The sequence below is a fragment of the Streptomyces hypolithicus genome (assembly GCF_052934925.1).
In genome coordinates this window covers 3,021,071-3,045,674 of the sequence record NZ_CM128811.1, presented here as the reverse complement: position 1 = coordinate 3,045,674, position 24,604 = coordinate 3,021,071, and the positions used below count along the sequence as shown (strand labels likewise).

Sequence of the window (24,604 nt, the reverse complement as noted above, 5' to 3'; positions counted from 1 at the left end):
TCGGACGCCTACAGGGGCAGCGGCCGCCTCACGCGCCGACCCGGTGACCACCCGGCTGATCAAAGCGCCCGTAATCTTCGCTCCATGAGCGACCTCGAAATACGCCCAGCAGCCGCCGACGACCTTCCGGCCATCGTGGCGATGCTCGCCGACGATCCGCTCGGCGCCCAACGCGAATCTCCGGACGACCTAGCCCCGTACACCACGGCCCTCGGCCGGCTCGCCGACGACCCGAATCAGCACGTGGTCGTCGCCGTACGCAACGGCCAGGTCGTCGGCACCCTCCAGCTCACTCTCATCCCCGGCCTTTCCCGGCGCGGCGCCACCCGCTCCGTCATCGAGGGCGTACGCATCCACGCCGATGAGCGTGGCAGCGGCCTCGGCACCCAGCTCATCGAGTGGGCCGTCGACGAATCCCGACGTCAGAACTGCCGGCTGGTCCAGTTGACCTCGGACACCACCCGCACCGACACCCACCGCTTCTACGAGCGGCTCGGCTTCGAGGCCTCGCATGTTGGGTTCAAGATGAGTATCTGAAGACCGTTTCCTTGTCCGATTCGTGCTCGACGAGGTCAAGGCGCTGTCACTGCTCCGGGACAGGGTGCACGTAACCCCGCGCAGCCCTACCGGCGCCCCAGCGCGACCCTGTCGGGTTTCACGTGAAACGTCACAACGCCCGCCACCCCTCGGGGTCAACACCCCCCGGCACCGCCCGCCCCGGCTCGTACGGCTCGCGCGTGAAAACGAACGACCCCACGTCCAGATGGCTCACCGCGCCGTCCTCCCGACGCACCACGCGGAGCGTCTCCCCCGCGTAGTAGCCATTAAGGCCCTTCCAACTGCCGTCCTGCCGGGCGGCGAAGCGCGAACGTCGGCCGTTGCCCCGTAGCGGCTCCAGCTCCAGGCCTCGGTCCGCGACAAGCGTCAGAGCGTACGCATACGTGCCCCAGAACCAGGGCCCCGTCAGTGCGAGCAGCTCCTGGTCGACCTCGGGCAGCGGCCGCCAGGCGTCCGGGATGCGCGGCTCCGCCTCGGCCACGATGCGAATCAGATCGGCGGCTACCGACGCCGCCGGCAGCCCTGACGTGGCGTTGGCCAGCGCGACCGCCGCCACGCCGTCCACCACACTCACCCACAGTCCCGCGACAAACCCCGGCAGCGAGCCCGTGTGCCCCACCAAGGTGCGGCCCTCATGCTCGACGACTTGCAGCCCCAGCCCGTATCCACCCGCCGCATCACCAGGGCCGGCGGGGGCCGACGGCACCCGCATTTCCCGCACCGAACCGGCGCTCAGCACCCGCTCGTCGCCTGCGGCAAGAAAGGCGGCGAACCGGCAGAGGTCTGCCGCCGTCGACCAGAGCTGCCCGGCCGGAGCCATCAGGCCCAAGTCCACAGCCGGTTCGGGCAGCAACACATCGGCCCACGGATGCACCGCCCAACCACCCGCGTGCGGAGCCAACGGCTGGGTACTCGTACGGCGCATGCCCAGCGGCTCCAGAAGCTCGCGCCGCAACACCTCCGCCCAGGCCTCTCCGCGCACCGCCTCAATGAGCCGGCCGAGCACGGTGTAGCCAGGGTTGGAGTAGTGGAACACCCGGCCGGCCGGATGCATCCGGGCCCCGTCACCCAGCACATCGGCCAGGTCGGGCCGGAGCGTCCCCGCGGTCCGCTCCCACCACGGCCCCGGCGTCTCCGCCGCCAGTCCAGCGGTATGGCTGAGCAACTGAGCAATGGTCACCTCGCCCACCCCGGTGCCCGATAGGTGCTTCTCCAGCGGATCACTCAGATCCAACAGGCCCTCGTCGCGCAGCCGCAACACCAGTACGGCAGTGAACGTCTTGGTGATCGAACCGATCCGGTACTGCGTGTCCCCGTCCGGCGCGTGCCCCTCGACCGAGGTACGGGACCCCGTCCAAACCGTCCGTCCCTCACGCAGCACCGCGGCGACGCACGACGGCGCGCGCCCCTCGGTCTGTGCGACGGCAACACGGTGCAGCAAGGCACGTCGCGTACTGGGAAGCAGCTCTTCAAGCGGTGAAGTCATGGTCAACACCTACCTGCACGGCCCAGCCCCGTCGACCGCATTCGCAGGTTTCCCAAACCTGACTCAGCACCAGATTCTGTGACCCGCGATTTCACGTGCTTCGAGCGCGGCGTGCCCGACAAACCCGTCCGAGGTGAACACCTCGTCCCAGTAGTCGGTGATCCGGTCGGTCATTTCATGGTGGTGTGTGCCGTTTTACGTCATGTAGGGTCTCAGCTTCTCTGTCAGGTGGGGGTCTGTACGGTCTCCGGTGTAATTGATGATCAAGGAAGAGACATCAAGTGACTGACACCGTGACCGAGTGTGTGGCCGCCGGCGACCAGGCGGAGCCGTCGTTGGAGACCCCGACGGTCGAGCAGAAGCTCATTGACCAGCTCGTCGAGCAGGCCCGGAGCAAGGGGCTGCGGCTGACTGGCGAGGGCGGGCTGCTGCAGCAGTTGACCAAGACGGTTCTGGAGTCCGCCCTGGAGGGCGAGATCACCGACCATCTCGGCTACGACAAGCACGACCCGGCGGGCAAGGACGGTGGCAACAGCCGCAATGGCACCCGTTCCAAGACCGTGCTGACCGACATCGGCCCGGTCGAGATCGACGTTCCCCGCGACCGCGAGGGGTCCTTCGAGTCGGCCATCGTCAAGAAGCGGCAGCGCCGGCTGACCGGCGTCGACGAGATGGTGCTCTCGCTGTCCGCGAAGGGCCTCACACACGGGGAGATCTCCGCGCACCTGGCCGAGGTCTACGGCGCCAACGTGTCCAAGACGACCATCACCACGATCACCGACAAGGTGATGGACGGCATGGCGGAATGGCAGAACAGGCCGCTTGACCGTGTCTACCCCGTCGTCTTCATTGACGCTATCAACGTGAAGATTCGCGATGGCCAAGTAGCGAACAGGCCGATCTACGTGGCTCTGGCGGTCACTGCCGAAGGGCACCGGGACATCCTCGGGCTGTGGGCCGGCGACGGCGGCGAAGGCGCGAAACACTGGCTGCGGGTGCTGTCGGAACTGAAGAACAGAGGCGTCGAAGACGTCCTCATGCTGGTCTGCGACGGACTGAAGGGGCTGCCCAACGCGGTCGGCGAAGTCTGGCCCCGTACCGTTGTGCAAACGTGTGTGGTTCACCTCTTGCGGGCGTCGTTCAGGTACGCGGCCCGCCAGGACTGGGACAAAATCGCGAAGGCGTTGAAGCCGGTCTATACCGCGCCGAGCGAGGACGCGGCCACGACGCAGTTCCTGGAGTTCGCCGAGGTCTGGGGGAAGAAGTATCCGGCGATCGTCCGTCTCTGGGAGTCGAGTTGGGCAGAGTCCACGCCTTTCCTCCAGTTTGATGCGGAAATACGTCGCATTGTGTGCACGACCAACAGCATCGAGAGCGTCAACGCCCGCATCCGCAAGGCCGTCCGCTCCCGCGGGCACTTCCCCACGGAGCAGGCCGCCCTCAAATGCGTCTACATGGCCGTCATGAGCCTCGACCCCACCGGCGCCGGCCGCAAACGCTGGACTATGCGCTGGAAGGGTGCGATGAACGCCTTCGACATTGCCTTCGACGGCCGCCTCACTGCAGGTCAACTCTAGCCACACCAAACCCAGTTACACCTTTGACTGGACAGACCCGCCTGGCCCGGCACCCTGGATCTCGTCCAAGAGCTCCAGGCTGAACAGCCAGTCCCTGCGGTAGCCCGCCAGGAACCGAATGTTCTCCAACTCCACCTCCGGCGGCTCACTCCAGACCTCGTACTGCCATCCCCGCGCCTCCACCACGCGTCGAGTCCAGCCGAAGGTGAAAGCGACTTCGGACTTGGACAACCGGCGGAACGGCTTGACGTCCACGACCACAGGGCCCTGCTCGGTGACCAGTAGGTAGTCCGGGATGTGCTTGCAGGCTCTCCCCTCCAGCTCGGCCTTCAGCAAGAAAGGCTGAGCCCCGATGTACCGCACGGCGGGGTCAAAGTCGGCGAAGAGCAGTCGCGTCAGTTCAAGGCGTGACTCATAGATCACGTGGTCGCGCATCGTCGCGGACCAGTAGGTACCGGAGTAGTGCCTCTGCCCCTTGTACCAACGGAACGTTCGCCAAGGCACAGCCGACTGTAGGAAGTCGGCAGATACGGCATCCCAAGATCGGTCCTCGACGGCTTCGCCACCTCGGCGACGAACGCTCACAGTCGTATCGGTACGGCTCATCGTGCACCCCCAGCCTCCGAGCGATTGCCCGTAAAGCCAAGGTGCCAGCATCCGTTCATAAGCGGTTCGGGTCAGGTCGCGGATCGCCCAAACGAGTGAGCGGCCTGACCTGCCAGTCTCAGAACTGTGGCCAATCTGCCATCGCTTGGCCATCGGTCCTGAGATTTGGCCACGAAATTTGAGACCCTACAACATCGCGCGGGATCACGTCTGCGCCATGTCCACGAAGCGCGAATAGTGCCCCTGGAACGCCACCGTGATCGTCGCCGTAGGCCCGTTACGGTGCTTGGCCACCATCAGGTCCGCCTCACCCGCGCGCGGGGACTCCTTCTCGTAGGCGTCCTCACGGTGCAGCAGGATGACCATGTCCGCGTCCTGCTCGATCGACCCGGACTCACGCAGGTCGGACACCATCGGCTTCTTGTCCGTACGCTGCTCCGGCCCACGGTTCAGCTGCGACAGCGCGATGACCGGCAGTTCCAACTCCTTCGCCAGCAGCTTGAGATTTCGCGACATGTCCGAGACCTCTTGCTGCCGACTCTCCGCCCGCTTCGAACCACCCGACTGCATCAGCTGCAGATAGTCGATGATCACCAGCTTCAGATCACTGCGCTGCTTGAGCCGACGGCACTTCGCGCGGATCTCCATCATCGACAGGTTCGGCGAATCGTCGATGTACAGCGGCGCCTGCGAGACGTCCGGCATCCGCCGTGCCAGCCGCGTCCAGTCCTCATCCGTCAGCGTCCCGGACCGCATGTGGTGCAGCGCGACGCGCGCCTCCGCCGACAGCAGACGCATCGCGATCTCGTTGCGGCCCATTTCGAGCGAAAAAATCACGCTGGGCAGGTTGTTCTTGATCGAGCAGGCCCGCGCGAAGTCCAGCGCCAGCGTCGACTTGCCCATAGCGGGACGGGCGGCGATGACGATCATCTGTCCGGGATGGAGACCGTTGGTCAGCGAATCGAAGTCGGCGAAACCCGTCGGCACACCCGTCATCTCACCCGTACGGGACCCGATCGCCTCGATCTCGTCGAGGGCGCCCTCCATGATGTCGCCGAGCGGAAGGTAATCCTCGCTCGTGCGCTGCTCGGTGACGGCGTAGATCTCGGCCTGCGCAGAGTTGACGATGTCGTCGACGTCCCCGTCGGCCGCGTATCCCATCTGAGTGATCTTCGTGCCCGCCTCGACGAGCCGGCGCAGCACCGCCCGCTCGTGGACGATCTCCGCGTAGTACTCCGCGTTGGCCGCGGTCGGCACGGTCTGCACAAGGGTGTGCAGATAGGAAGCGCCGCCGACCTTGGTGATCTCACCCCGCTTGGTGAGCTCGGCACCGACGGTGATGGGGTCGGCGGGCTCACCCTTGGCGTACAGGTCGAGGATCGCGGTGTAGATCGTCTCGTGCGCGGGACGGTAGAAATCGTGCCCTTTGAGGACCTCCACCACGTCGGCGATGGCGTCCTTCGACAGCAGCATTCCGCCGAGAACGGACTGCTCGGCGTCCATGTCCTGCGGCGGCACCCGCTCGAAGGCCGGTGAGCCCCCCTCCCAGCCACCACCCTCGCCACCACGGTCGTGCTGTTCCTCGCGGCCACCACGACGCTCGCCGCCTCCGCCGCGACCTTCGCCGGCGCGCCGACGGGAAGGCAGACGGTCACCTGGACCGCTGTCGGCCCAGGGGTCGTCCAATGGCTCGGAAATGCTCACCGGGCCACCTCCTCCCGTCCGCATCGCGGACCTCGCTGTGCCACTCTTTCTTACGGCACGGCTCTGACAAATGAGACGCCCGACTCCGGTTCCGGCGCGTCAGGTTCGAGTGGTTCGGAGCCGAAACGGAAAGCGGGCGCCGCACCACGGTAGGCCCGCGGGCACCTTCAGCCAATCTGGTTATCCACAGGCCGTGTGGACGAAAGACCAGTTGCTGTGGAGAACTCCACCGATCCTGTGCACGGAGCGGGGGACAGTGCTGTGGACAAAATCATAGGACCCCCTCCTTCAACCACCTGACCTGCACTTTCTTCGTCCACCGGCTGTGGGGGAGAAAAACATTTGCCGCTGCCTCATGATCAGGACGGACGGCCCACATGTGAGCCCTGACAGCCCTCCATGGTAAGGGTCATAAGTGCCTTGCATCTCTTACCTGTGGAAGATTAGATTGTCCCCATGACACAGGCCCCCACGGCAGCGAAGACCAGCCGACGCCGACACGACCGGGAGATCGTCGCGCTCGCCCTGCCCGCGTTCGGGGCCCTGGTCGCCGAGCCTCTCTTCGTGATGGTCGACAGTGCCGTCGTCGGGCATCTCGGCACCCCGCAGTTGGCCGGACTCGGCGTAGCCGCACCGCTCCTGATGACGGCTGTGAGCGTCTTCGTCTTCCTTGCCTACGCCACCACTGCGGCTGTCTCCCGCCGGGTGGGCGCCGGTGACCTCGCGTCCGCCATCCGCCAGGGCATGGATGGCATCTGGCTCGCCCTGCTCCTCGGCGCGGCCGTGATCGCAGCCGTCTTGCCCGCCGCTCCCTGGCTCGTCGAGGCGTTCGGCGCCTCCGACACGGCGGCGCCCTACGCCATCACCTACCTGCGGATCTCCAGCCTCGGCATCCCGGCGATGCTCGTCGTCCTCGCGGCCACCGGCGTCCTGCGCGGACTCCAGGACACCAGGACACCGCTCTACGTCGCCATCGGCGGATTCGCCGCGAACGCGGCATTGAACGTGGGCCTGGTGTACGGCGCAGGGCTCGGCATCGCCGGATCCGCCTGGGGCACAGTGATCGCCCAGTGCGCGATGGCCGCCGCCTACCTCGTGGTGGTCGTACGGGGCGCCAGGAAGCACGGTGCGTCGCTGCGCCCCGACGCTTCGGGGATGCGTGCCTGCGCGCAGGCAGGCGCACCCCTACTCGTTCGCACTCTCTCGCTGCGGGCTGTACTGCTGATCGCTACGGCGGTGGCCGCGCGTCTCGGCGACGCGGATGTCGCGGCGCACCAGATCCTTCTGTCTCTGTGGAGTCTGCTGGCTTTCGCCCTCGACGCCATCGCCATCGCCGGTCAGGCGATCATCGGGCGCTATCTGGGGGCGGGTGACGCCAAGGGCGCACAGGAAGCGAGCCGGCGGATGGTGCAGTGGGGCATCGTGTCCGGCGTGGTGCTCGGGGTGCTGGTCGCGGTGTCGCGGGTGTGGCTCATTCCGCTGTTCTCGGGCGATCCGGCGGTGCAGGGCGCCCTATTGCCCGCGCTGTTGGTGGTGGCGGTCTGCCAGCCGATTTCCGGGATCGTTTTCGTGCTGGACGGGGTGTTGATGGGTGCGGGCGACGGGCCTTATCTGGCCTGGGCCATGCTGGCAACCCTGGTGGTGTTCGCTCCGGTGGCGGTGCTGGTGCCGATCTTCGGCGGCGGACTGACCGCTCTGTGGTGGGCGATGACACTGATGATGGCGGTGCGGATGGCGACGCTGTGGCTGCGTGCCCGCTCGGGGCGCTGGATCGTCACGGGCGCCACTCGCTGAACCGCCTCGATGTTTCACGTGAAACCCAACACGTGAAACCCAGCACGTGAAAACCCAGGCCCGAACGCATGTAGGGCCGCACCCGGTGGGGTGCGGCCCTACATGCTGCTGACTGCTCAGCGCTGTGCAGCGCTTAGGCGGCGACGACCTCGACGCCCAGGTTCGCGGCGACCTCGGCGTGCAGACGCACGGAGACCTGGTGCGCACCAAGGGTCTTGATCGGGGCGCCCAGCTCGACGCGGCGCTTGTCGACCTCGGGGCCACCGGCGGCCTTGATCGCCGTAGCGACGTCGGCAGGGGTGACGGAGCCGAAGAGGCGGCCGGCGTCGCCGGAGCGAACGGCCAGGCGCACCTTCACGCCTTCGAGCTTGGCCTTGATCTCGTTGGCCTGCTCGATGGTGGCGATCTCGTGGATCTTGCGGGCGCGGCGGATCTGCGCCACGTCCTTCTCGCCACCCTTGGTCCAGCGGATCGCGAAACCACGCGGGACCAGGTAGTTGCGAGCGTAGCCGTCCTTGACGTCGACGACGTCGCCGGCCGTGCCGAGGCCAGAGACCTCGTGGGTAAGGATGATCTTCATTTTTCGGTCACCCTTCCCTTATCGCGCGGTGGACGTGTAGGGCAGCAGCGCCATCTCACGGCTGTTCTTGACTGCCGTGGCGACGTCACGCTGGTGCTGCGTGCAGTTGCCGGTCACGCGGCGGGCACGGATCTTGCCGCGGTCGGAAATGAACTTCCGCAGCATGTTCGTGTCCTTGTAGTCCACGTACGTGACCTTGTCCTTGCAGAATGCGCAGACCTTCTTCTTAGGCTTGCGCACAGGCGGCTTCGCCATGGTGTTTCTCCTGTGTGATCAAGAAGTGGGGTACGGGCCCGCCCTAGAAGGGGGGCTCGTCCGAGTAGCCGCCGCCGGCGGAACCGCCGGAGCTTCCGCCCCAGCTGCCGCCGCCCTGCTGCTGACCGCCGCCGGCCGGTGCACTGCTGGCCCAGGGGTCGTCGGCGGGTGCGCCGCCGCCCTGCTGCTGAGCGCCGCCGCTGGGGGTTCCGCCCCAGTTGCCGCCGCCCTGCTGGCCGCCACCGCCGCCGCCGTATCCACCCTGGCCGCCGCGACCGGTGGTCTTGGTGACCTTGGCCGTGGCTGTCTTGAGGCTGGGGCCGACTTCCTCGACGTCCAGCTCGTAGACCGTGCGCTTGACGCCCTCGCGGTCTTCGTAGGACCGCTGCTTGAGCCGGCCCTGCACGACGACGCGCATGCCTCGCGTAAGCGACTCTGCGACGTTCTCCGCCGCCTGACGCCAGACCGAGCAGGTGAGGAACAGGCCTTCGCCGTCCTTCCACTCATTGGTCTGCTTGTCGAAGATGCGGGGAGTGGACGCGACACGGAACTTCGCGACCGCCGCACCGGACGGGGTGAAGCGCAGCTCGGGGTCGTCGACGAGATTGCCGACGACCGTGATGACGGTCTCGCCTGCCATGGGTGAACCTCTCGGCGGGATTGCTGCTGGCTGCTTGTGGCTACTCGGACCCGATTACCGCTGAGCTGGAGAGCTCAGTGGGTTTCGGGGCGGAGGACCTTGGTCCGGAGGACCGACTCGTTCAGGTTCATCTGTCGGTCGAGCTCCTTGACGACCGCAGGCTCGGCCTGCAGGTCGATGACCGAGTAGATGCCCTCGGGCTTCTTCTTGATCTCGTAGGACAGACGACGACGGCCCCAGGTGTCGACCTTCTCGACCTTTCCGTTGCCCTCACGGACAACGGAGAGGAAGTTCTCGATCAACGGGGAGACAGCGCGCTCCTCGAGATCGGGGTCGAGGATGACCATCACTTCGTAGTGACGCATGTGGAACCCACCTCCTTTGGACTCAGCGGCCACGGTCGTTCCGTGGCAGGAGGGTCGTGATGCGTACGCAACGGTATCGGCCGCCACTGACAAGCCGCTGTCTCCGGAAGATCTCCGGGAGGAAGGGGCTGGATTCGCGGCATGGGCAGACACCGGTGCAGACCGTACAGACTACCTGCTCACCCGCTTCGGGTTGAAATCCGGCTGCCAGGGGCCACAATCAGTACACATCGGGTGTGTGCGGCGTCACGGTCGCCGCCTTCCGTCTGGAGGTGTCCCATGGCTCAGGCAATGCGACGAAGCTCCCCGTCTCCGATCGGGATCTTCGGTACGGACGGCAAACCTCATCCGCTCCAGGACACGCTGGTCGCGGTGACGGTGGTGCTGGGTGCGGTCGCGTTCGTCACGGCGATGTTCCACAGCCTGCATCTGCTGAGTTCGTGGGCGGGCCTGGTGGGCGTCCTGACGGGTGCGTACGGCCAGTTCATCTCCGTCACCACCCGGGAGCGCTTCCTGCTGATCGTCGGTCTGGGCGCGTCAGCGGTCGGTTTCTTTCTCGGCATGGCGCACGGCGGACTGTTCGGCGGCGTGCTGGGCTAGCACTGGGCCAGCACTGCCTGTCACACCCTGGTTGTCACCCCCTGGTGGGTCCGATGCGAGGACCGGCCCAGACGGGGCGCTCCCTTGGCGCAGTAGGCTTCGGCGCGAGAGCCGGAGCCCCTGACCCCATGGGGACACACCTGCCGAGGAGCGCCCCGCATGAGCCTGACCCTGAGGACCATCAGCCGAGAGCAGCATCTGGCTTATATCCAGAGCCTGCCCGCGGCCAGCCACATGCAGGTCCCGGCGTGGGCTGACGTCAAGGCGGAGTGGCGGTCGGAAAGCCTCGGCTGGTTCGACAAGGGCGGTGAACTGGTGGGTGCGGGGCTGGTGCTGTACCGCCAGCTGCCGAAGATCAAGCGTTATCTGGCGTACCTGCCCGAGGGCCCCGTGATCAACTGGTTCGCGCCGAACCTCGACGAGTGGATGCGGCCGATGCTGGCGCATTTGAAGCAGCAGGGCGCGTTCTCGGTCAAGATGGGCCCTCCCGTGGTGATCCGCCGCTGGGATTCAGCGGCGATCAAGTCGGGGATCCAGGATCCGGACGTGAAGCGGCTGCGGGACGTCGAGGCGACGCACATCGAGCCGCGAGCCTTCGAAGTGGCGGACCGGCTGCGGAAGATGGGATGGCAGCAGGGCGAGGACGGCGGGGCCGGTTTCGGCGACGTACAGCCTCGCTATGTGTTCCAGGTGCCGCTGGCGAACCGTTCGCTGGAGGATGTCCACAAGGGCTTCAACCAGCTGTGGCGGCGCAACATCAAGAAGGCCGAGAAGGCCGGTGTCGAGGTCGTCCAGGGCAGCTACGAGGAGCTGGACGAGTGGCAGCGGCTGTACGAGATCACCGCTGAGCGCGATCACTTCCGGCCGCGTCCGCTCTCGTACTTCCAGCGCATGTGGTCGGCGCTCAACTCCGAGGACCCCAACCGGATGCGCCTGTACTTCGCGCGTCACGAGGGCGAGAACGTGGCGGCGGCGACGATGCTGATCGTCGGCGGTCACGTCTGGTACTCGTACGGCGCCTCCGCGAACCACAAGCGTGAGGTCAGGCCGTCGAACGCGATGCAGTGGCGGATGCTGCGCGATGCCTATGCGATGGGTGCGACGGTCTATGACCTGCGGGGGATCAGTGACTCGCTGGACGAGACCGATCACCTTTTCGGCCTGATCCAGTTCAAGGTGGGTACGGGTGGCCAGGCAGCCGAGTACCTGGGCGAGTGGGACTTCCCGCTGAACAAGCTGCTGCACAAGGCGCTCGACATCTACATGTCGCGCCGCTGACCAGGCCGGGTCCTGCGTCTCGCAGGGCCCGCACTTGTCGTTCTCAGCCTGCGTGCACTCGCTTTTCTCCCCGTTCCTCTTCATATCTCCCTGATACACCGCAGCCACGAGAAAGGTTCCGGACCGGCCATGGCGCTCACCCTCTACGTCGACACCGCGCGCTGGCGGGCGCACCAGAAGTCCGTACTCGATCAGTTCCCGGGAATCGTGCCGGTCTGCAAGGGCAACGGCTACGGATTCGGCCACGAGCGGCTCGCCGACGAGGCGACCCGTTTCGGCTCGGACATCCTGGCCGTCGGCACGACCTACGAAGCGGCCCGCATCAAGGACTGGTTCGGCGGTGACCTGCTGGTCCTGACGCCGTTCCGGCGTGGTGAGGAACCGGTTCCGCTGCCGGACCGGGTGATCCGCTCGGTGTCATCGGTCGACGGGGTGCATGCCCTGGTCGGCGCCCGCGTCGTCATCGAGTGCATGAGCTCGATGAAGCGTCACGGCGTGAAGGAGGAGGAGCTGGCGCAGCTCCACGCGGCGATCGAGGACGTACGCCTGGAAGGTTTCGCCCTGCACCTGCCGCTGGACCGTACGGACGGTTCGGACGCGGTTGAGGAGGTCATCGGGTGGATGGACCGGTTGCGGGCGGCGCGTCTTCCGCTGCACACGATGTTCGTGAGCCATCTGAAGGCGGAGGAACTGGCGCGGCTGCAGCAGCAGTTCCCGCAGACTCGTTTCCGTGCGCGCATAGGGACCCGGCTCTGGCTGGGCGACCATGAGGCGACGGAGTACCGGGGCTCGGTGCTGGATGTGACCGGGGTGTCCAAGGGCGACCGTTTCGGCTACCGCCAGCAGAAGGCGGCGTCGGACGGCTGGCTGGTCGTGGTGGCCGGCGGTACGTCGCACGGTGTCGGCCTGGAGGCGCCCAAGGCGCTGCACGGTGTGATGCCGCGTGCCAAGGGTGTGGCGCGTGCGGGTCTGGCGACGGTGAACCGCAACCTGGCGCCGTTCGTGTGGGCGGGCAAGCAGCGCTGGTTCGCCGAGCCGCCGCACATGCAGGTGTCGATTCTGTTCGTCCCCTCGGACGCGCAGGAGCCGAAGGTGGGCGAGGAACTGGTGGCTCATCTGCGCCACACGACGACGCAGTACGACCGGATCGTCGACCGCTGACCGGCCGTCCGCGCGTGACCAAGCCGTCCGCGCGGCGACGTTCGGGGATCAGTTCTTGAGTGTGGTCGTCGAGCCCCATTCGACCCGCGGCCCTTCGAAGTGGTGGGCGGCGTGCCGTGGCGGGTGCGCGGCCTTGCCCAGGGCGAAGGTGTCCTCGGCCCCGTCGAGGACACCGCCCGAGGGGTCGTCCGAGCCGTCCCGGCGTACGGAGTCCCGCTCCGGCATGAGGATGTCGCGTACGACGACGGCGCACAGGTAGAGCGTGGCCAGCAGGTGCAGCGCGATGGCGAGCTGGTAGCCCTCGGCGGGCAGCCCGCGCTGCGTGTCGCCGCTCGTGGTGTACGCGAGGTACATCCAGATCCCCAGGTAGTACATGACCTCGCAGGCCTGCCAGATCAGGAAGTCGCGCCAGCGCGGCCTGGCGAGGGCCGCGAGGGGGATGAGCCACAGGACGTACTGCGGCGAGTAGACCTTGTTGGTCAGGATGAACGCGGCGACGACGAGGAAGGCCAGCTGCGCGAATCGCGGCCGGCGGGGGGCGGTGAGGGTGAGCAGCCCGATGCCGGCGCACAGCAGGATCATCAGCAGGGTGGCGTAGGTGTTGACGGATTCGACGTCCAGGGTCGTGCCAGTGCGCTGGGTGATGATCAGCCAGAACGAGCCGAAGTCGACCGACCGTTCCTGGCTGAAGGTGTAGAACTTCTTCCACCCCTCGGGGGCGAAGAGCATGACGGGCAGGTTCACCACGAGCCAGGCGCCCGCGGCACCGAGCAGTGCGGCCCCGTACTCCCGGTACTTCCCGGCTCTCCAGCACAGCACGAGCAGCGGTCCGAGCAGCAGCACCGGGTAGAGCTTCGCAGCCGTGGCGAGCCCGATGAGGATGCCGAAGGTCAGCGACCGCCCACGCGACCACATGAGCATCGCGGCCGCGGTGAGGGCGACGGCCAGCAGGTCCCAGTTGATGGTGGCGGTGAGGGCGGCGGCCGGTGCGAGGGCGACGAGCAGGGCGTCCCAGGGGCGCCTGCGGTGCGTGCGGGCGACGCAGACGGCGGTGACGGCGGCGCAGATCATCAGCATGCCGGCGTTGACCATCCAGTACACCTGTTCGCGGTCCTGTACGGAGCCGTCGAAGGGCATGGTCAGCCAGGCCGCCACCTGCATGAACAGGCCGGTCAGCACGGGGTATTCGAGGAACTGCATGTCGCCGCTCAGGCGGTCGAAGTACGGCACGAGCCCGTCGGCGAATCCGCGCCCGAGATAGAGGTGTGGGATGTCGGAGTAGCAGGCGTGCGTGTACTGCGAACTGGTGCCGCGGAACCAGGCCCGCTCGTAGCAGGGGATCTTCTGCACCATGCCGAGCGCGAACATGCCGATGGCGACCAGGGCGATGACGCGCACCGGAGTGAGCGGCCCGGTGCCCGGACCGGCCCAACGGCCGGCCGGTCCGCCGATCAGCTCGCTGCCCGCCGCGGCGACCTCGTCCTGCTGCGTGGGCCGTACTGCGGGCCGGTCCTCGTGCACGCTCGTCATGGGGGTCATCCTGCCGTACGTGGCTGTGCGTACGGCGAGGGCCGCCGCACCGGGGTGCGACGGCCCTCGTCGGGGGTTGGCGGGGCGGTGTCAGTCGGCGTCGCCGTCGCCTCCGCCGAACAGTCCGCCGTCGCTGTTGTTGCCGCCGCCGCCCGGCCCGCCGCCGTTGGTATTGCCGCCGTCGGTCGTGGTGCCGCCGGTGTCGGTACCGCCGGTATCCGTACCACCCGTGTCGGTGCCGCCGGTATCCGTACCACCCGTGTCGGTACCGCCGGTATCCGTACCACCGGCATCTGTGCCGCCGGTATCCGTACCACCGTTGCTTTTGCCGCCGGTGGTGTCCCCGCAGGCCCAGTCGAAGGGGCCGCAGGTCGTGGGGGTCTCGCTCGGCGTCGCGGACGGGGAAGGGGTCTTCGAAGGCGTCTCGGACGGGGTCTCGGACGGCTTCTCGGACGGGGTGGGGCTGGTGGGCGTCGGGATGATCGGCGCGGGAGTGGGGCTGGGCGCTCCGTTGGCGTCGGCCTTCTCACCGATCGGTCCGGCCTTGGGGAACGGCGTGGGGGGCTGGCCCTGGAGCGCGTCGCGCATGTAGTTCGTCCATACCTCGGCGGGGATGTCACCACCGTGGATGGACGGGACTCCGCCGGTGCCGTTCATGGAGAGCAGCTTGCGCGACTCCGGGTCCGTACGGAACAGGGTGACCGCCGTCGACAGCTGCGGGGTGTAGCCGACGAACCACGCCGACTTGTTCTTGTCGGTGGTACCGGTCTTGCCTGCGGCGGGGCGGCCCAGCTGCTTGGCCTTGGTACCGGTGCCGTTCTGGACGACGTTCTCGAGGATCTCGGTGACGTTGTCCGCGACGTCGTTGTCCATCGGCTGGCTGGGCTTCGGCTTGTCGAAGCCGCCCTGCGTTTCGCCGTTGCGCACGACCTTCACGACGGAGTACGGCTCGACGTGCTTGCCTGAGGCGGCAAAGGTCGCGTAGGAGTCGGCCATGCGGATCGCGCTCGGAGTGGAGGTGCCGAGCGAGAAGGACGCATTGTCGTTCGGGTCCATCGACTCTCTGAGAATCCCGGTTTCTGCCGCGGTGTCACGTACCTTCTGCAGGCCCACGTCGATGCCGAGCTGAGCGAAGGGCGTGTTGATGGAGTCCTGCATCGCTTCTTTGAGCGTGACATAGCCGTACGGCTTGGGGTTCTCGTTCTTCTGCCGGAACGGCTGGCCGTCCTTGCCCGGCATCGGCGTACCGTCCTGCTTCCTGATCACGGTGAGGTCGTTGCCGTTGTACTTGCTCATCGGGGAAAGGCCGGCGCCGTTGGTGCTCTGGGTGCCGTGCTTCATCGCCGCGGCGAGGACGTAGGGCTTCCAGGTCGATCCGACGGGGACGCCGGAGGTGTCGGCGTTGTTGGTGAAGTGCTTCTTGTCCCAACCCTTGCCGCCGTAGAGAGCGACGATCGCACCCGACTTCACATCCACCGAGGCGGAGCCGAACTGAACGAACTGATCGAGTTCGGGGCGGGACTTCGTATCGAGGAACTCCTTCTCGGTCTTCTGGACCGCCTTCTCCATCGCGGCGACCTTCCTCCTGTTGAAGGTCGTGTAGATGCGGTAGCCGCCGCGCTCGAGGTCCTCGACGCCGATCTTGGCCTGCTTGATGACGTACTTCTTGGCGATCTCGACCAGGTAGCCCTTCTGGCCGTCGAGGCCAGTGGCCTGCTCGGAGTCCCTGAGCGTGGGGAACGTCCTGTACGTGTCCCGCTCGGACTGCTGCATGCGGCCCACCTCGACCTCGCGGTTGAGAATCCACTCCCAGCGTGCCTTGACACGGGCTTCGTTCTTGTCCGGAGTGGCGTTGGTACCGATGCCACCGTCCGGGTTGTAGAGATTCGGGCCCTTGAGGAGAGCGGCCAGGAAGGCGCTCTGGTGAGGCTTCAGGTCCTTGCTGTCCTTGCCGAAGTACGCCTGGGACGCGGCCTGGATGCCGTACGCTCCGCGCCCGAAGTACGCGGTGTTGAGGTAGCCGGCAAGGATTTTGGGCTTTGTCTCCGTGGCGCCCACCTTCACCGCGATGATCAGCTCGGTGAACTTGCGCTTCAGGGTCTGATCCTGGTTGAGGTAGTTGTTCTTCACGTACTGCTGCGTGATCGTCGAACCACCCTGGGTGTCACCGCCGGTGGCCATGTTCCCCATGGCGCGGGCGATGCCCATCGGGTCGACGCCCCAGTCGTCGTCGAAGGATGCGTTCTCCGCCGCGATCACGGCGTTCTGCATCGACTCCGGGATGTCACCGATGTCGACGTTCTGGCGGTTGCGCTCGCCGCCGGTCGCGGCCAGCTGCGTCTTGTCGTCCCAGTAGAAGACGTTGTTCTGTGCCTGCGCCAACTTCTGCTCATCGGGCGTATCGACCCACGCGAAGGCCACCCCGGCGCCCGCGACCATGAGCGCGAAGAAGCCCAGGCATGTGCCGCTGACCAGCTTCCAGGACGGCACGAAGCGCCGCCACCCGTCCTTCTCGGAGCGCGGGTAGTTGATGAAGCGGTCCTCGGGCGGCGGGCCCCCGTGGCCGGCGGAGTCCGCGCCGCGGCGGCGGGAGCCACCGCTCGCGCCGCGCTGGGCGGCGCGGCGGGCTTCCGCTCTGCCGCTGTACGGGCGCTCCTCTCCGTACGAACCGGAGGGCGACCCGGTGGTGGTTTCCCGCGACGGGGCCCCCCTGCGGCCTGACGGCTGCTGGGCGGCTCGCCGGGCCGCGGCACGTCCGCCGTCCTGCGGCTGCGACGGTTTGCGACGGTGCTCGCTCATCGAACGACTACTCCTCGGGCAGGCGAGTTCGCCTGGAAGCGGCAGGTGAGTTCCGGTCCCCCCGAAGTACGGACCGGCCCGGGGGCGGGCTCATCCGTACGGCCTCGTGTGCATCCGAGACGATGACGCCCCCTGACGTCACACGGTTCCCGGTGGTCTCCATGCCGCACAGACTACGCACCGTCAAAACCCACCCAGTGCCGATGTTCACCCCAAATCAGGCAAGTTGCGTGCATCCAATTGCCAATGCGGCTCCCGATGTGACGCCGTTCACGATGGCTCCCCTTGTAGCGACGAGCCTGCCGATCTATCGTCTGGATGTATCGAGTCGATACATCAGCTCGGCATAATGAGTCGTCGGCGACCGAGGAGGCGAAGGATGAGCAGACGCTCAGGCATCCTCGAGTTCGCCGTGCTCGGCTTGCTGCGCGAGTCCCCGATGCACGGCTACGAGCTGCGCAAGCGGCTCAACACCTCGCTGGGGGTCTTCCGGGCCTTCAGCTACGGGACGCTCTACCCGTGCCTGAAGACGCTCGTGACCAGCGGCTGGTTGATCGAGGAGCCCGGGAGTGCTCCGGAAGACGCGCTCGCCGCCTCACTCGCGGGCCGCCGGGCCAAGATCGTCTACCGGTTGACGGCCGAAGGCAAGGAGCACTTCGAGGAGCTGCTCTCGCACACCGGTCCGGATTCCTGGGAGGACGAGCACTTCGCTGCCCGCTTCGCCTTTTTCGGGCAGACGGAGCGCGAGGTTCGGATGCGCGTGCTGGAGGGTCGCAGGAGCCGGCTGGAGGAGCGCCTCGAAAAGATGCGCGCATCCCTGGCCCGCACCCGCGAGCGCCTGGACGACTACACGCTTGAGCTGCAGCGGCACGGCATGGAGTCCGTGGAGCGCGAAGTGCGCTGGCTGAACGAGCTCATCGAGAGCGAGCGGGCGGGGCGGGATCAGCGACGATCCGGGCCCGGCGATTCCGCTCGGCACGACATCACATCCGGAGAGACGGACGGCCTGCCCCGGCACGGGGACGACACCCCGCCGGATCCGTCCGAGGACACCACCAATTGAGGCCCCGCACACCGCAGGGCCTCGTCGAGAACACAGGGAGCAACCGCCAATGGGTTCGGTTCGCGTAGCCATCGTCGGCGTGGGCAACTGCGCCGCCTCACTGGTGCAGGGCGTCGAGTACTACAAGGACGCCGACCCGGCGGGCAAGGTGCCGGGTCTCATGCACGTGCAGTTCGGCGACTATCACGTGAAGGACGTCGAGTTCGTCGCCGCCTTCGACGTCGACGCCAAGAAGGTCGGCCTCGACCTCGCGGACGCCATCGGCGCCAGCGAGAACAACACCATCAAGATCTGTGACGTCCCGAACACCGGCGTCAGCGTGCAGCGCGGCCACACCCTGGACGGCCTGGGCAAGTACTACCGCCAGACCATCGAGGAGGCCGCCGAGACGCCGGTCGACGTCGTCCAGACCCTCAAGGACCGCCAGGTCGACGTCCTCGTCTGCTACCTGCCCGTCGGTTCCGAGGCAGCTGCGAAGTTCTACGCGCAGTGCGCCATCGACGCCAAGGTCGCCTTCGTCAACGCGCTCCCGGTCTTCATCGCCGGCACCAAGGAGTGGGCGGACAAGTTCACCGAGGCGGGCGTCCCGATCATCGGCGACGACATCAAGTCGCAGGTCGGCGCGACCATCACGCACCGCGTGATGGCGAAGCTCTTCGAGGACCGGGGCGTCGTCCTGGACCGCACGATGCAGCTGAACGTCGGCGGCAACATGGACTTCAAGAACATGCTCGAGCGTGAGCGCCTGGAGTCCAAGAAGATCTCGAAGACGCAGGCCGTCACCTCGCAGATCCCCGACCGTGACCTCGGTGCGGACAACGTCCACATCGGCCCCTCGGACTACGTGGCCTGGCTGGACGACCGCAAGTGGGCGTACGTCCGGCTCGAGGGCCGCGCCTTCGGTGACGTCCCGCTGAACCTGGAGTACAAGCTCGAGGTCTGGGACTCCCCGAACTCCGCGGGCGTCATCATCGACGCAGTGCGCGCTGCGAAGATCGCCAACGACCGCGGCATCGGCGGCCCGATCCTCTCCGCTTCCTCGTACTTCATGAAGTCCCCGCCGGTGCAGTACTTCGACGACGCGGCCCACCGCGCCGTCGAGAGCTTCATCAAGGGCGAGGTCGAGCGCTAAAGCTCCGCCCCCGTCCACATGGTGAGGGTCCCCGGGCAATCCGCCCGGGGACCCTCACCATGTGTGACCCTTGCACGCATGCCCGTCGTAGGTGATCTGCGCGTACTACTGCGCCTGACCGACTTCCGCCGCCTGCTGACGGTCCGGCTGCTCTCCCAGTGCGCGGACGGCGTCTACCAGGTCGCGCTCGCCGCCTACGTCGTCTTCTCCCCGGAGAAGCAAGCCTCGCCCGGCGCGATCGCCTCTGCCATGGCTGTTCTGCTGCTCCCCTATTCACTGGTCGGCCCGTTCGCAGGTGTGCTGCTCGACCGCTGGCGCCGACGCCAGGTCTTTCTCTACGGGAATCTCCTGCGGGCCGTGCTCGCCTGCGGTACCGCACTGCTGATCGTCGCGGCCGTGCCGGACTGGCTCTTCTACGCCTCGGCCCTCTCGGTCACCGCCGTCAACCGCTTCGTGCTGGCCGGGCTGTCTGCCGCGCTGCCCCGGGTAGTCGACGCCGACCGGCTCGTCATGGCCAACTCGCTCTCCCCGACCGCCGGAACGCTCGCAGCCACCGCCGGCGGTGGCCTGGCCTTCGCCGTGCGGCTCGTCGCTTCGGATTCAGATGCCGTGGTGGTGCTGCTGGGTGCGGGCCTGTATCTCAGTGCCGCCCTTTCGTCGCTGCGGATGAGTCGCGAGCTGCTCGGCCCCGATCCCGATTTGGTGCAGCCGCGGCTACGCGTGGCGCTGGCCTCAACCGGGCGGGGCCTCGCCGACGGCCTGCGCCACCTCACGGAGCGCCGTGCCGCGGGCCGGGCACTCGCCGCGATGACGCTGATGCGCTTCTGCTACGGCGCGCTGACCGTCATGGTGCTGATGCTGTGCCGTTACGCGTGGTCGCGGGGGCCGGGAACCGGCGACGACGGGCTGGCACTGCTTGGAGTCGCCGTCGGGGTCTCGGGAGCGGGGTTCTTCGCGGCTGCGGTACTCACTCCGTGGACGGTGCGCCGACTCGGGCCGTTCGGATGGATGGTCTGGTGCGCAGCGACAGCGGCCGTGTGTGTGCCCGCGCTCGCGCTGCCCTTCGCATTCTTGCCGATGATGGGCGCCGCTTTCCTGCTCGGTGTCACGACGCAGGGCGCGAAGATCGCTGCGGACACGGTGGTGCAGTCCTCGGTCGACGATGCGTACCGGGGGCGGATCTTCTCGGTCTACGACGTGCTGTTCAACGTGGCGTTCGTCGGCGCTGCGGCAACGGCCGCCCTGATACTGCCGCCTGACGGCCGCTCGGCGCCCCTGGTCGTCGTGGTGGCTCTCATCTATGCGGTGGTCGCTGCGACTCTGGCCCGGTGGGACCGGACCGAACGTGTCCGCGAGACGTGAGGGCGGTGCGGCGTTTCACGTGAAACACCGGACCGCCCACCCTCTGCTCCGCGTCATGTTTCACGTGAAACATGACCTCAGCTCTGCGCCGCCCACCACTCTTTGAGTGCCGCGACCGCCGCGTCGTGCGCCATCGGCCCGTTCTCCAGGCGCACTTCCAGCAGGAACTTGTAGGCCTTGCCGATCTCCGGGCCCGGCCTGATGTCCAGAATTTCCATGATCTGATTGCCGTCCAGATCGGGGCGGATGGAGTCCAGCTCCTCCTGCTCCTGGAGCTGCGCGATGCGCTCCTCCAGCCCGTCGTACGCCCGCGAGAGCGCACCGGCCTTGCGCTTGTTGCGCGTGGTGCAGTCCGAGCGGGTCAGCTTGTGCAGCCGGTCCAGCAGCGGGCCAGCGTCACGCACGTACCGCCGCACTGCGGAGTCGGTCCACTCGCCGGTCCCGTACCCGTGAAAGCGCAGATGCAGCTCCACGAGCATCGAGACGTCCTTGATCATGTCGTTGGAGTACTTGAGTGCGGCCATGCGCTTACGGGTCATCTTCGCGCCCACCACTTCGTGGTGGTGGAAGGAGACCCGGCCGTCCTGCTCAAAGCGCCGCGTCCTGGGCTTCCCGATGTCGTGCAGCAGTGCGGCGAGCCGCAGCACCAGGTCCGGACCGTCCTGTTCCAGGTCCATGGCCTGTTCGAGCACGGTCAGCGAGTGCTCGTAGACATCCTTGTGCTTGTGATGCTCATCACTCTCCAGGCCCAGCTCGGGCAGCTCGGGCAGGACGTGGCCGGCGAGCCCGCTGTCGACGAGAAGCTTCAGGCCGGTGCGCGGGTTCGCGGAGACAATGAGCTTGTTGAGCTCATCACGTACCCGTTCAGCAGAGACGATCTTGATGCGGTCGGCCATCGCCTTCATGGCCGCGACCACCTCGGGCGCCACTTCGAAGTCGAGCTGAGCGCCGAACCTGGCGGCCCGCATCATGCGCAGCGGATCGTCGGAGAACGACTCCTCGGGCGTCCCGGGGGTGCGCAGCACATGGGCCGCGAGGTCGTCGAGGCCGCCGTGCGGATCGATGAATTCCTTCTGCGGGAGGGCGACAGCCATGGCGTTCACGGTGAAGTCGCGACGCACGAGATCTTGCTCGATGGAGTCGCCGTATGACACCTCGGGCTTGCGGGAGGTCCTGTCGTACGCCTCGGAACGGTAGGTCGTGACCTCGATCTGGTAGCCCGCCTTCTGACAGCCCACGGTGCCGAAGGCGATCCCGACCTCCCACACCGAGTCCGCCCAGGGCCGGACGATCTTCAGTACGTCGTCGGGGCGGGCGTCGGTGGTGAAGTCCAGGTCGTTGCCGAGGCGGCCGAGCAGCGCGTCCCTGACCGATCCGCCCACGAGCGCGAGAGCGAAGCCCGCGTCCTGGAAACGGCGGGCGAGGTCGTCGGCGACAGGGGAGACCCGCAGCAGTTCGCTGACTGCTCGGTGCTGCACCTGGCTCAGGGCACGGGGATTGTCTTCGTTGGCGTTCGGCACAACAGAAAAGGGTACGTGCCCGAGCCGGGCCGGGCTCCCGCGTTTCCCATCGCCCCCACGACTCTCGCGATCACGTGGAGCAGTCAGCAGCACTTCCCCACAGCGCACCTCGTTACCATGCGTGGACGAAGGAACCGACAACCAACACCGGCAGTAGACGATGACGAGGACGGGCGAGAGCGTGGCCAAGGCGGCAGACTTTCAGGGGATCATTCCCTCACCTGCCCGCCGGTGGCTGCGGCGCACAGTGGGGGTGGTGGCAGGCGCCCCCCTGCTGGCAGGGCTGCTGGGCCTCCCGGCTGCTTCTCCCGCCCAGGCCGTGGAGCAGGCTCCGGGATCGCGCGGTGTCGAGGTGTCCTTGGACGCGCTGAGCCCCGGTGCCCCGGTGAAGGGCGACAAGGTCACCGTCTCCGGCACGGTGACCAATCGGGGTACGGAAACCGTCACTGATGCCCACGTCGGACTCAGTGTCGGTCCCAAGCTCTCCGGCAGGTCCGCCATCGACACCGCGGAACAGCGCAGCAAGGACGTGACGGTCGGCGATCCCGCGGAGCTCGGCAAGAAGTTCGACAAGGAGTTCGCGAAGCTCCCTGCGGGCATCAGCCAGGACTTCAGCATCATCGTGCCCGTCGACAAGCTGGAGCTCGACGGGCAGGGCGTCTACCAGCTCGCGGTGTCCCTCTCGGGTCAGACCCCCAGCGCGCCGTACGAGCACAGGCTGGGCGTCCAGCGGACGTTCCTGCCCTGGCAGCCCGAGGCCACGGAGAAGAAGACCCAGCTCACGTATCTCTGGCCGCTGATCTCCTCCACGCACCTCACCGCGGAGACGGGTTCGGACGATCAGCAGACCCCCGTCTTCGCCAATGACGACCTCGCGGCTGAGCTCGCCCCTGGCGGGCGTCTTGAGCAACTCGTCTCGCTCGGCAACGAACTGCCCGTGACCTGGGTCGTCGACCCGGACCTGCTCGCCACCGTCGACGCCATGACAGATCGCTACGAGGTGCGTACCGAGGACGGCCAGTCGACCGTTCCGGGCAAGGACCAGGCAGTCGCGAACCGGTGGCTGAGCGCTCTACAGAAGGCGGTGGAGGGCCGGAAGGTCGTCGCGCTGCCGTTCGGCGACCCCGACCTCGCCTCGCTGGCACACCGGGGCAAGGACGTCCCCGGCGCGCTGAGCCACCTGCGGCCCGCCACGCATGTCGCCGCGACGACCGTGGGGTCGATCCTCCATACGGAACCGTCCACCGACTTCGCATGGCCGGTGAGCGGCGCCGTCGACCCGTCGGTCGTCGACGTGGCCACATCGGCCGGCGCGCACAACGTGATCGCCCGCAGTGACAGCCTCCAGGAGACGGGCGGTCTTCCCTATACGCCCACATCTGCGCGCCCCATCGGTGGCGGCACCAACGCGGTGGTCGCCGACGCCAGGCTGTCCACCGTCTTCCAGGGCGACATGGCCCGCGCGGGCGGCTCGACGCTCGCCATCCAGACGTTTCTCGCCCAGACCCAGGCCCTGACCCTCCAGGACGAGGAGAAGCAGCGCAGCGTCGTCGTGGCACCGCAGCGTCTGCCGTCGGCGAGCCAGGCCCAGTCGATGGCCAAGGCCTTGCACGGGCTCGACGCCCAACGGTGGTCGCAGCCCCTGGATCTGGTCGCGGCAGCCAAGGCCAAGCCGGACTCCGGTGCCACGACCCAGGTGCCAGGCCGGGTGTCGTACCCGAAGTCGCTGAGCAAGCAGGAACTTCCCGCCCAGGCCTTCCAGGACATCAGGGCCACGCAGGAAGAGCTGGATAACTTCAAGGTCATCCTCACCTCGCCCGACCGCGTGGTCACGCCCTTCGGCAACGCCATCAACCGCGCGATGTCGGCGTCGTGGCGCGGTGACGGCCGGCAGGCCCAGAAGTACCGCAACGAGGTTCAGAATTACCTGGTCAGCCTCACCGACGAGGTGCGGCTCATCCAAAAGTCCGACGCGACGCTCTCCGGCCGCAGCGCCACCGTCCCAGTGACCGTGCAGAACAAGCTGGTGCAGGGCATCGAGCGTCTTGAGCTGCGGCTCACCTCGACCAAGCCGACCCGTCTCAGCCTGGACGGCAAGAAGATCGCCCAGCAGCCGGTGGAGGTCGCGGGCGGACACAGCCAGTCGGTGAAGTTCACAGCCACGGCCAATGCCAACGGGCCGGTGCCCGTATTCGCGCAGCTCTACACCGAGGACGGCACCCCGTACGGGGGGGTGATGCGGTTCACCGTCGACGTCAATGAGTTCACTCCGACCGTGATGCTAGTCATCGCCGGCGGCGTGCTGCTGCTGGTGCTCGCCGGTATCCGGATGTACACGCAGCGCAAGCGGGCGGCGGCCCGTGACGGCGGCGCGGAGGGTGACGGCCCGCAGCAGCCGAGTGACCCGACACCGGACACCGGTCCCGAAAGCAGCAACCCGCCGGGCACGGGTGAGAAAGTGGACCGTTGAGCGACGCCGCAGCCGGTCGGCCGGGGACGATGAGGCATGGTTGCGACGCAGCGTCCTACCGGGGGACCGGCCCCGGATTCCCGGTCGTACACCCAGCGGGGCACAGCTCGCCGGAACAGGAAGC

20 protein-coding genes are annotated in these 24,604 nt (G+C 67.3%); 10 read left to right on the top strand and 10 right to left on the bottom strand.

Annotation, left to right across the window (positions count from 1 at the left end):
• Positions 1 to 84: 84 nt before the first annotated feature.
• The gene (locus tag ACU6WZ_RS14360) at positions 85 to 537 is read left to right on the top strand and encodes a GNAT family N-acetyltransferase (protein WP_447028453.1); all 453 of its coding nucleotides are present in this window, start codon (positions 85 to 87) and stop codon (positions 535 to 537) included.
• 130 nt (positions 538 to 667) lie between these two features.
• Here ACU6WZ_RS14360 and ACU6WZ_RS14355 read toward each other — a convergent pair whose 3' ends face one another.
• A complete protein-coding gene (locus ACU6WZ_RS14355; protein WP_447028452.1) occupies positions 668 to 2,044 on the bottom strand; it encodes a serine hydrolase domain-containing protein in 1,377 nt (458 codons plus the stop codon).
• Positions 2,045 to 2,349: 305 nt separating this feature from the next.
• On the opposite strand from ACU6WZ_RS14355, the gene ACU6WZ_RS14350 reads away from it, so the two are divergent.
• Positions 2,350 to 3,621, top strand: coding sequence for an IS256 family transposase (locus ACU6WZ_RS14350; protein WP_447034038.1), 1,272 nt, complete (start codon positions 2,350 to 2,352; stop codon positions 3,619 to 3,621).
• A 15-nt stretch (positions 3,622 to 3,636) separates the two neighbouring features.
• Here the strand turns inward: ACU6WZ_RS14350 and ACU6WZ_RS14345 are convergent, their stop codons facing one another.
• Both ACU6WZ_RS14345 and dnaB read right to left on the bottom strand, forming a co-directional pair.
• On the bottom strand, positions 3,637 to 4,227 hold the full coding sequence (locus ACU6WZ_RS14345; protein ID WP_447028451.1) for a TnsA-like heteromeric transposase endonuclease subunit: 591 nt from the start codon (positions 4,225 to 4,227) through the stop codon (positions 3,637 to 3,639).
• A gap of 204 nt (positions 4,228 to 4,431) precedes the next feature.
• Positions 4,432 to 5,931 carry a replicative DNA helicase gene (gene dnaB, locus ACU6WZ_RS14340; protein WP_447028450.1) on the bottom strand — a complete coding sequence of 500 codons (1,500 nt, stop codon included), beginning with the start codon at positions 5,929 to 5,931 and terminating at the stop codon, positions 4,432 to 4,434.
• Positions 5,932 to 6,387: 456 nt separating this feature from the next.
• On the opposite strand from dnaB, the gene ACU6WZ_RS14335 reads away from it, so the two are divergent.
• Complete coding sequence (locus ACU6WZ_RS14335; RefSeq protein WP_447028448.1) at positions 6,388 to 7,725, top strand: MATE family efflux transporter; 1,338 nt, start codon at positions 6,388 to 6,390, stop codon at positions 7,723 to 7,725.
• 133 nt (positions 7,726 to 7,858) lie between these two features.
• On the opposite strand, the gene rplI is transcribed toward ACU6WZ_RS14335, so the two are convergent.
• The 4 genes from rplI to rpsF form a co-directional block, all read right to left on the bottom strand.
• The gene (gene rplI / locus ACU6WZ_RS14330; protein ID WP_447028447.1) at positions 7,859 to 8,305 is read right to left on the bottom strand and encodes a 50S ribosomal protein L9; all 447 of its coding nucleotides are present in this window, start codon (positions 8,303 to 8,305) and stop codon (positions 7,859 to 7,861) included.
• A gap of 18 nt (positions 8,306 to 8,323) precedes the next feature.
• Positions 8,324 to 8,560: a 30S ribosomal protein S18 gene (gene rpsR, locus ACU6WZ_RS14325; protein ID WP_003949403.1), complete on the bottom strand. Its 237-nt coding sequence runs from the start codon at positions 8,558 to 8,560 to the stop codon at positions 8,324 to 8,326.
• Between the two features lie 43 nt (positions 8,561 to 8,603).
• Complete coding sequence (locus ACU6WZ_RS14320; RefSeq protein ID WP_447028446.1) at positions 8,604 to 9,200, bottom strand: single-stranded DNA-binding protein; 597 nt, start codon at positions 9,198 to 9,200, stop codon at positions 8,604 to 8,606.
• A 74-nt stretch (positions 9,201 to 9,274) separates the two neighbouring features.
• Entirely contained in the window at positions 9,275 to 9,565 is a 291-nt protein-coding gene (gene rpsF / locus ACU6WZ_RS14315; RefSeq protein ID WP_006604399.1) for a 30S ribosomal protein S6, read from the bottom strand.
• Positions 9,566 to 9,844: 279 nt separating this feature from the next.
• Between rpsF and ACU6WZ_RS14310 the strand changes: the two genes are divergently transcribed.
• The 3 genes from ACU6WZ_RS14310 to ACU6WZ_RS14300 all read left to right on the top strand — a co-directional run bounded on the left by ACU6WZ_RS14310 (position 9,845) and on the right by ACU6WZ_RS14300 (position 12,604).
• The gene (locus tag ACU6WZ_RS14310; protein ID WP_447028445.1) at positions 9,845 to 10,165 is read left to right on the top strand and encodes a hypothetical protein; all 321 of its coding nucleotides are present in this window, start codon (positions 9,845 to 9,847) and stop codon (positions 10,163 to 10,165) included.
• A 159-nt stretch (positions 10,166 to 10,324) separates the two neighbouring features.
• Entirely contained in the window at positions 10,325 to 11,443 is a 1,119-nt protein-coding gene (locus ACU6WZ_RS14305) for a lipid II:glycine glycyltransferase FemX (protein WP_447028444.1), read from the top strand.
• Between the two features lie 129 nt (positions 11,444 to 11,572).
• Positions 11,573 to 12,604, top strand: a complete 1,032-nt coding sequence (locus tag ACU6WZ_RS14300) for an alanine racemase (RefSeq protein ID WP_447028443.1) — start codon at positions 11,573 to 11,575, stop codon at positions 12,602 to 12,604.
• 48 nt (positions 12,605 to 12,652) lie between these two features.
• On the opposite strand, the gene ACU6WZ_RS14295 is transcribed toward ACU6WZ_RS14300, so the two are convergent.
• Positions 12,653 to 14,134, bottom strand: a complete 1,482-nt coding sequence (locus ACU6WZ_RS14295) for a glycosyltransferase family 87 protein (RefSeq protein WP_447028442.1) — start codon at positions 14,132 to 14,134, stop codon at positions 12,653 to 12,655.
• Between the two features lie 90 nt (positions 14,135 to 14,224).
• Positions 14,225 to 16,933 carry a transglycosylase domain-containing protein gene (locus tag ACU6WZ_RS14290; protein ID WP_447028440.1) on the bottom strand — a complete coding sequence of 903 codons (2,709 nt, stop codon included), beginning with the start codon at positions 16,931 to 16,933 and terminating at the stop codon, positions 14,225 to 14,227.
• A gap of 379 nt (positions 16,934 to 17,312) precedes the next feature.
• Between ACU6WZ_RS14290 and ACU6WZ_RS14285 the strand changes: the two genes are divergently transcribed.
• The 3 genes from ACU6WZ_RS14285 (at position 17,313) to ACU6WZ_RS14275 (ending at position 20,490) form a co-directional block, all read left to right on the top strand.
• Entirely contained in the window at positions 17,313 to 17,996 is a 684-nt protein-coding gene (locus ACU6WZ_RS14285; RefSeq protein ID WP_447028438.1) for a PadR family transcriptional regulator, read from the top strand.
• Positions 17,997 to 18,045: 49 nt separating this feature from the next.
• Positions 18,046 to 19,128: an inositol-3-phosphate synthase gene (locus ACU6WZ_RS14280; RefSeq protein WP_447028437.1), complete on the top strand. Its 1,083-nt coding sequence runs from the start codon at positions 18,046 to 18,048 to the stop codon at positions 19,126 to 19,128.
• A gap of 78 nt (positions 19,129 to 19,206) precedes the next feature.
• Positions 19,207 to 20,490: an MFS transporter gene (locus tag ACU6WZ_RS14275; RefSeq protein WP_447028435.1), complete on the top strand. Its 1,284-nt coding sequence runs from the start codon at positions 19,207 to 19,209 to the stop codon at positions 20,488 to 20,490.
• A 77-nt stretch (positions 20,491 to 20,567) separates the two neighbouring features.
• Here ACU6WZ_RS14275 and ACU6WZ_RS14270 read toward each other — a convergent pair whose 3' ends face one another.
• Positions 20,568 to 22,010 carry a CCA tRNA nucleotidyltransferase gene (locus tag ACU6WZ_RS14270; protein WP_447028434.1) on the bottom strand — a complete coding sequence of 481 codons (1,443 nt, stop codon included), beginning with the start codon at positions 22,008 to 22,010 and terminating at the stop codon, positions 20,568 to 20,570.
• Positions 22,011 to 22,191: 181 nt separating this feature from the next.
• On the opposite strand from ACU6WZ_RS14270, the gene ACU6WZ_RS14265 reads away from it, so the two are divergent.
• On the top strand, positions 22,192 to 24,480 hold the full coding sequence (locus tag ACU6WZ_RS14265) for a DUF6049 family protein (RefSeq protein WP_447028432.1): 2,289 nt from the start codon (positions 22,192 to 22,194) through the stop codon (positions 24,478 to 24,480).
• Positions 24,481 to 24,604 lie beyond the last annotated feature (124 nt).

Bases quoted from the DNA above. Each gene is read 5' to 3' on its own strand.
- rpsR (WP_003949403.1), bottom strand. From the start codon at position 8,560: ATGGCGAAGCCGCCTGTGCGCAAGCCTAAGAAGAAGGTCTGCGCATTC.
- ACU6WZ_RS14295 (WP_447028442.1), bottom strand. From the start codon at position 14,134: ATGACGAGCGTGCACGAGGACCGGCCCGCAGTACGGCCCACGCAGCAG.
- ACU6WZ_RS14360 (WP_447028453.1), top strand. From the start codon at position 85: ATGAGCGACCTCGAAATACGCCCAGCAGCCGCCGACGACCTTCCGGCC.
- ACU6WZ_RS14275 (WP_447028435.1), top strand. From the start codon at position 19,207: ATGCCCGTCGTAGGTGATCTGCGCGTACTACTGCGCCTGACCGACTTC.
- ACU6WZ_RS14305 (WP_447028444.1), top strand. From the start codon at position 10,325: ATGAGCCTGACCCTGAGGACCATCAGCCGAGAGCAGCATCTGGCTTAT.
- ACU6WZ_RS14335 (WP_447028448.1), top strand. From the start codon at position 6,388: ATGACACAGGCCCCCACGGCAGCGAAGACCAGCCGACGCCGACACGAC.
- ACU6WZ_RS14285 (WP_447028438.1), top strand. From the start codon at position 17,313: ATGAGCAGACGCTCAGGCATCCTCGAGTTCGCCGTGCTCGGCTTGCTG.
- rpsF (WP_006604399.1), bottom strand. From the start codon at position 9,565: ATGCGTCACTACGAAGTGATGGTCATCCTCGACCCCGATCTCGAGGAG.
- ACU6WZ_RS14310 (WP_447028445.1), top strand. From the start codon at position 9,845: ATGGCTCAGGCAATGCGACGAAGCTCCCCGTCTCCGATCGGGATCTTC.
- ACU6WZ_RS14320 (WP_447028446.1), bottom strand. From the start codon at position 9,200: ATGGCAGGCGAGACCGTCATCACGGTCGTCGGCAATCTCGTCGACGAC.
- ACU6WZ_RS14300 (WP_447028443.1), top strand. From the start codon at position 11,573: ATGGCGCTCACCCTCTACGTCGACACCGCGCGCTGGCGGGCGCACCAG.
- ACU6WZ_RS14290 (WP_447028440.1), bottom strand. From the start codon at position 16,933: ATGAGCGAGCACCGTCGCAAACCGTCGCAGCCGCAGGACGGCGGACGT.
- ACU6WZ_RS14345 (WP_447028451.1), bottom strand. From the start codon at position 4,227: ATGAGCCGTACCGATACGACTGTGAGCGTTCGTCGCCGAGGTGGCGAA.
- ACU6WZ_RS14355 (WP_447028452.1), bottom strand. From the start codon at position 2,044: ATGACTTCACCGCTTGAAGAGCTGCTTCCCAGTACGCGACGTGCCTTG.
- ACU6WZ_RS14280 (WP_447028437.1), top strand. From the start codon at position 18,046: ATGGGTTCGGTTCGCGTAGCCATCGTCGGCGTGGGCAACTGCGCCGCC.
- rplI (WP_447028447.1), bottom strand. From the start codon at position 8,305: ATGAAGATCATCCTTACCCACGAGGTCTCTGGCCTCGGCACGGCCGGC.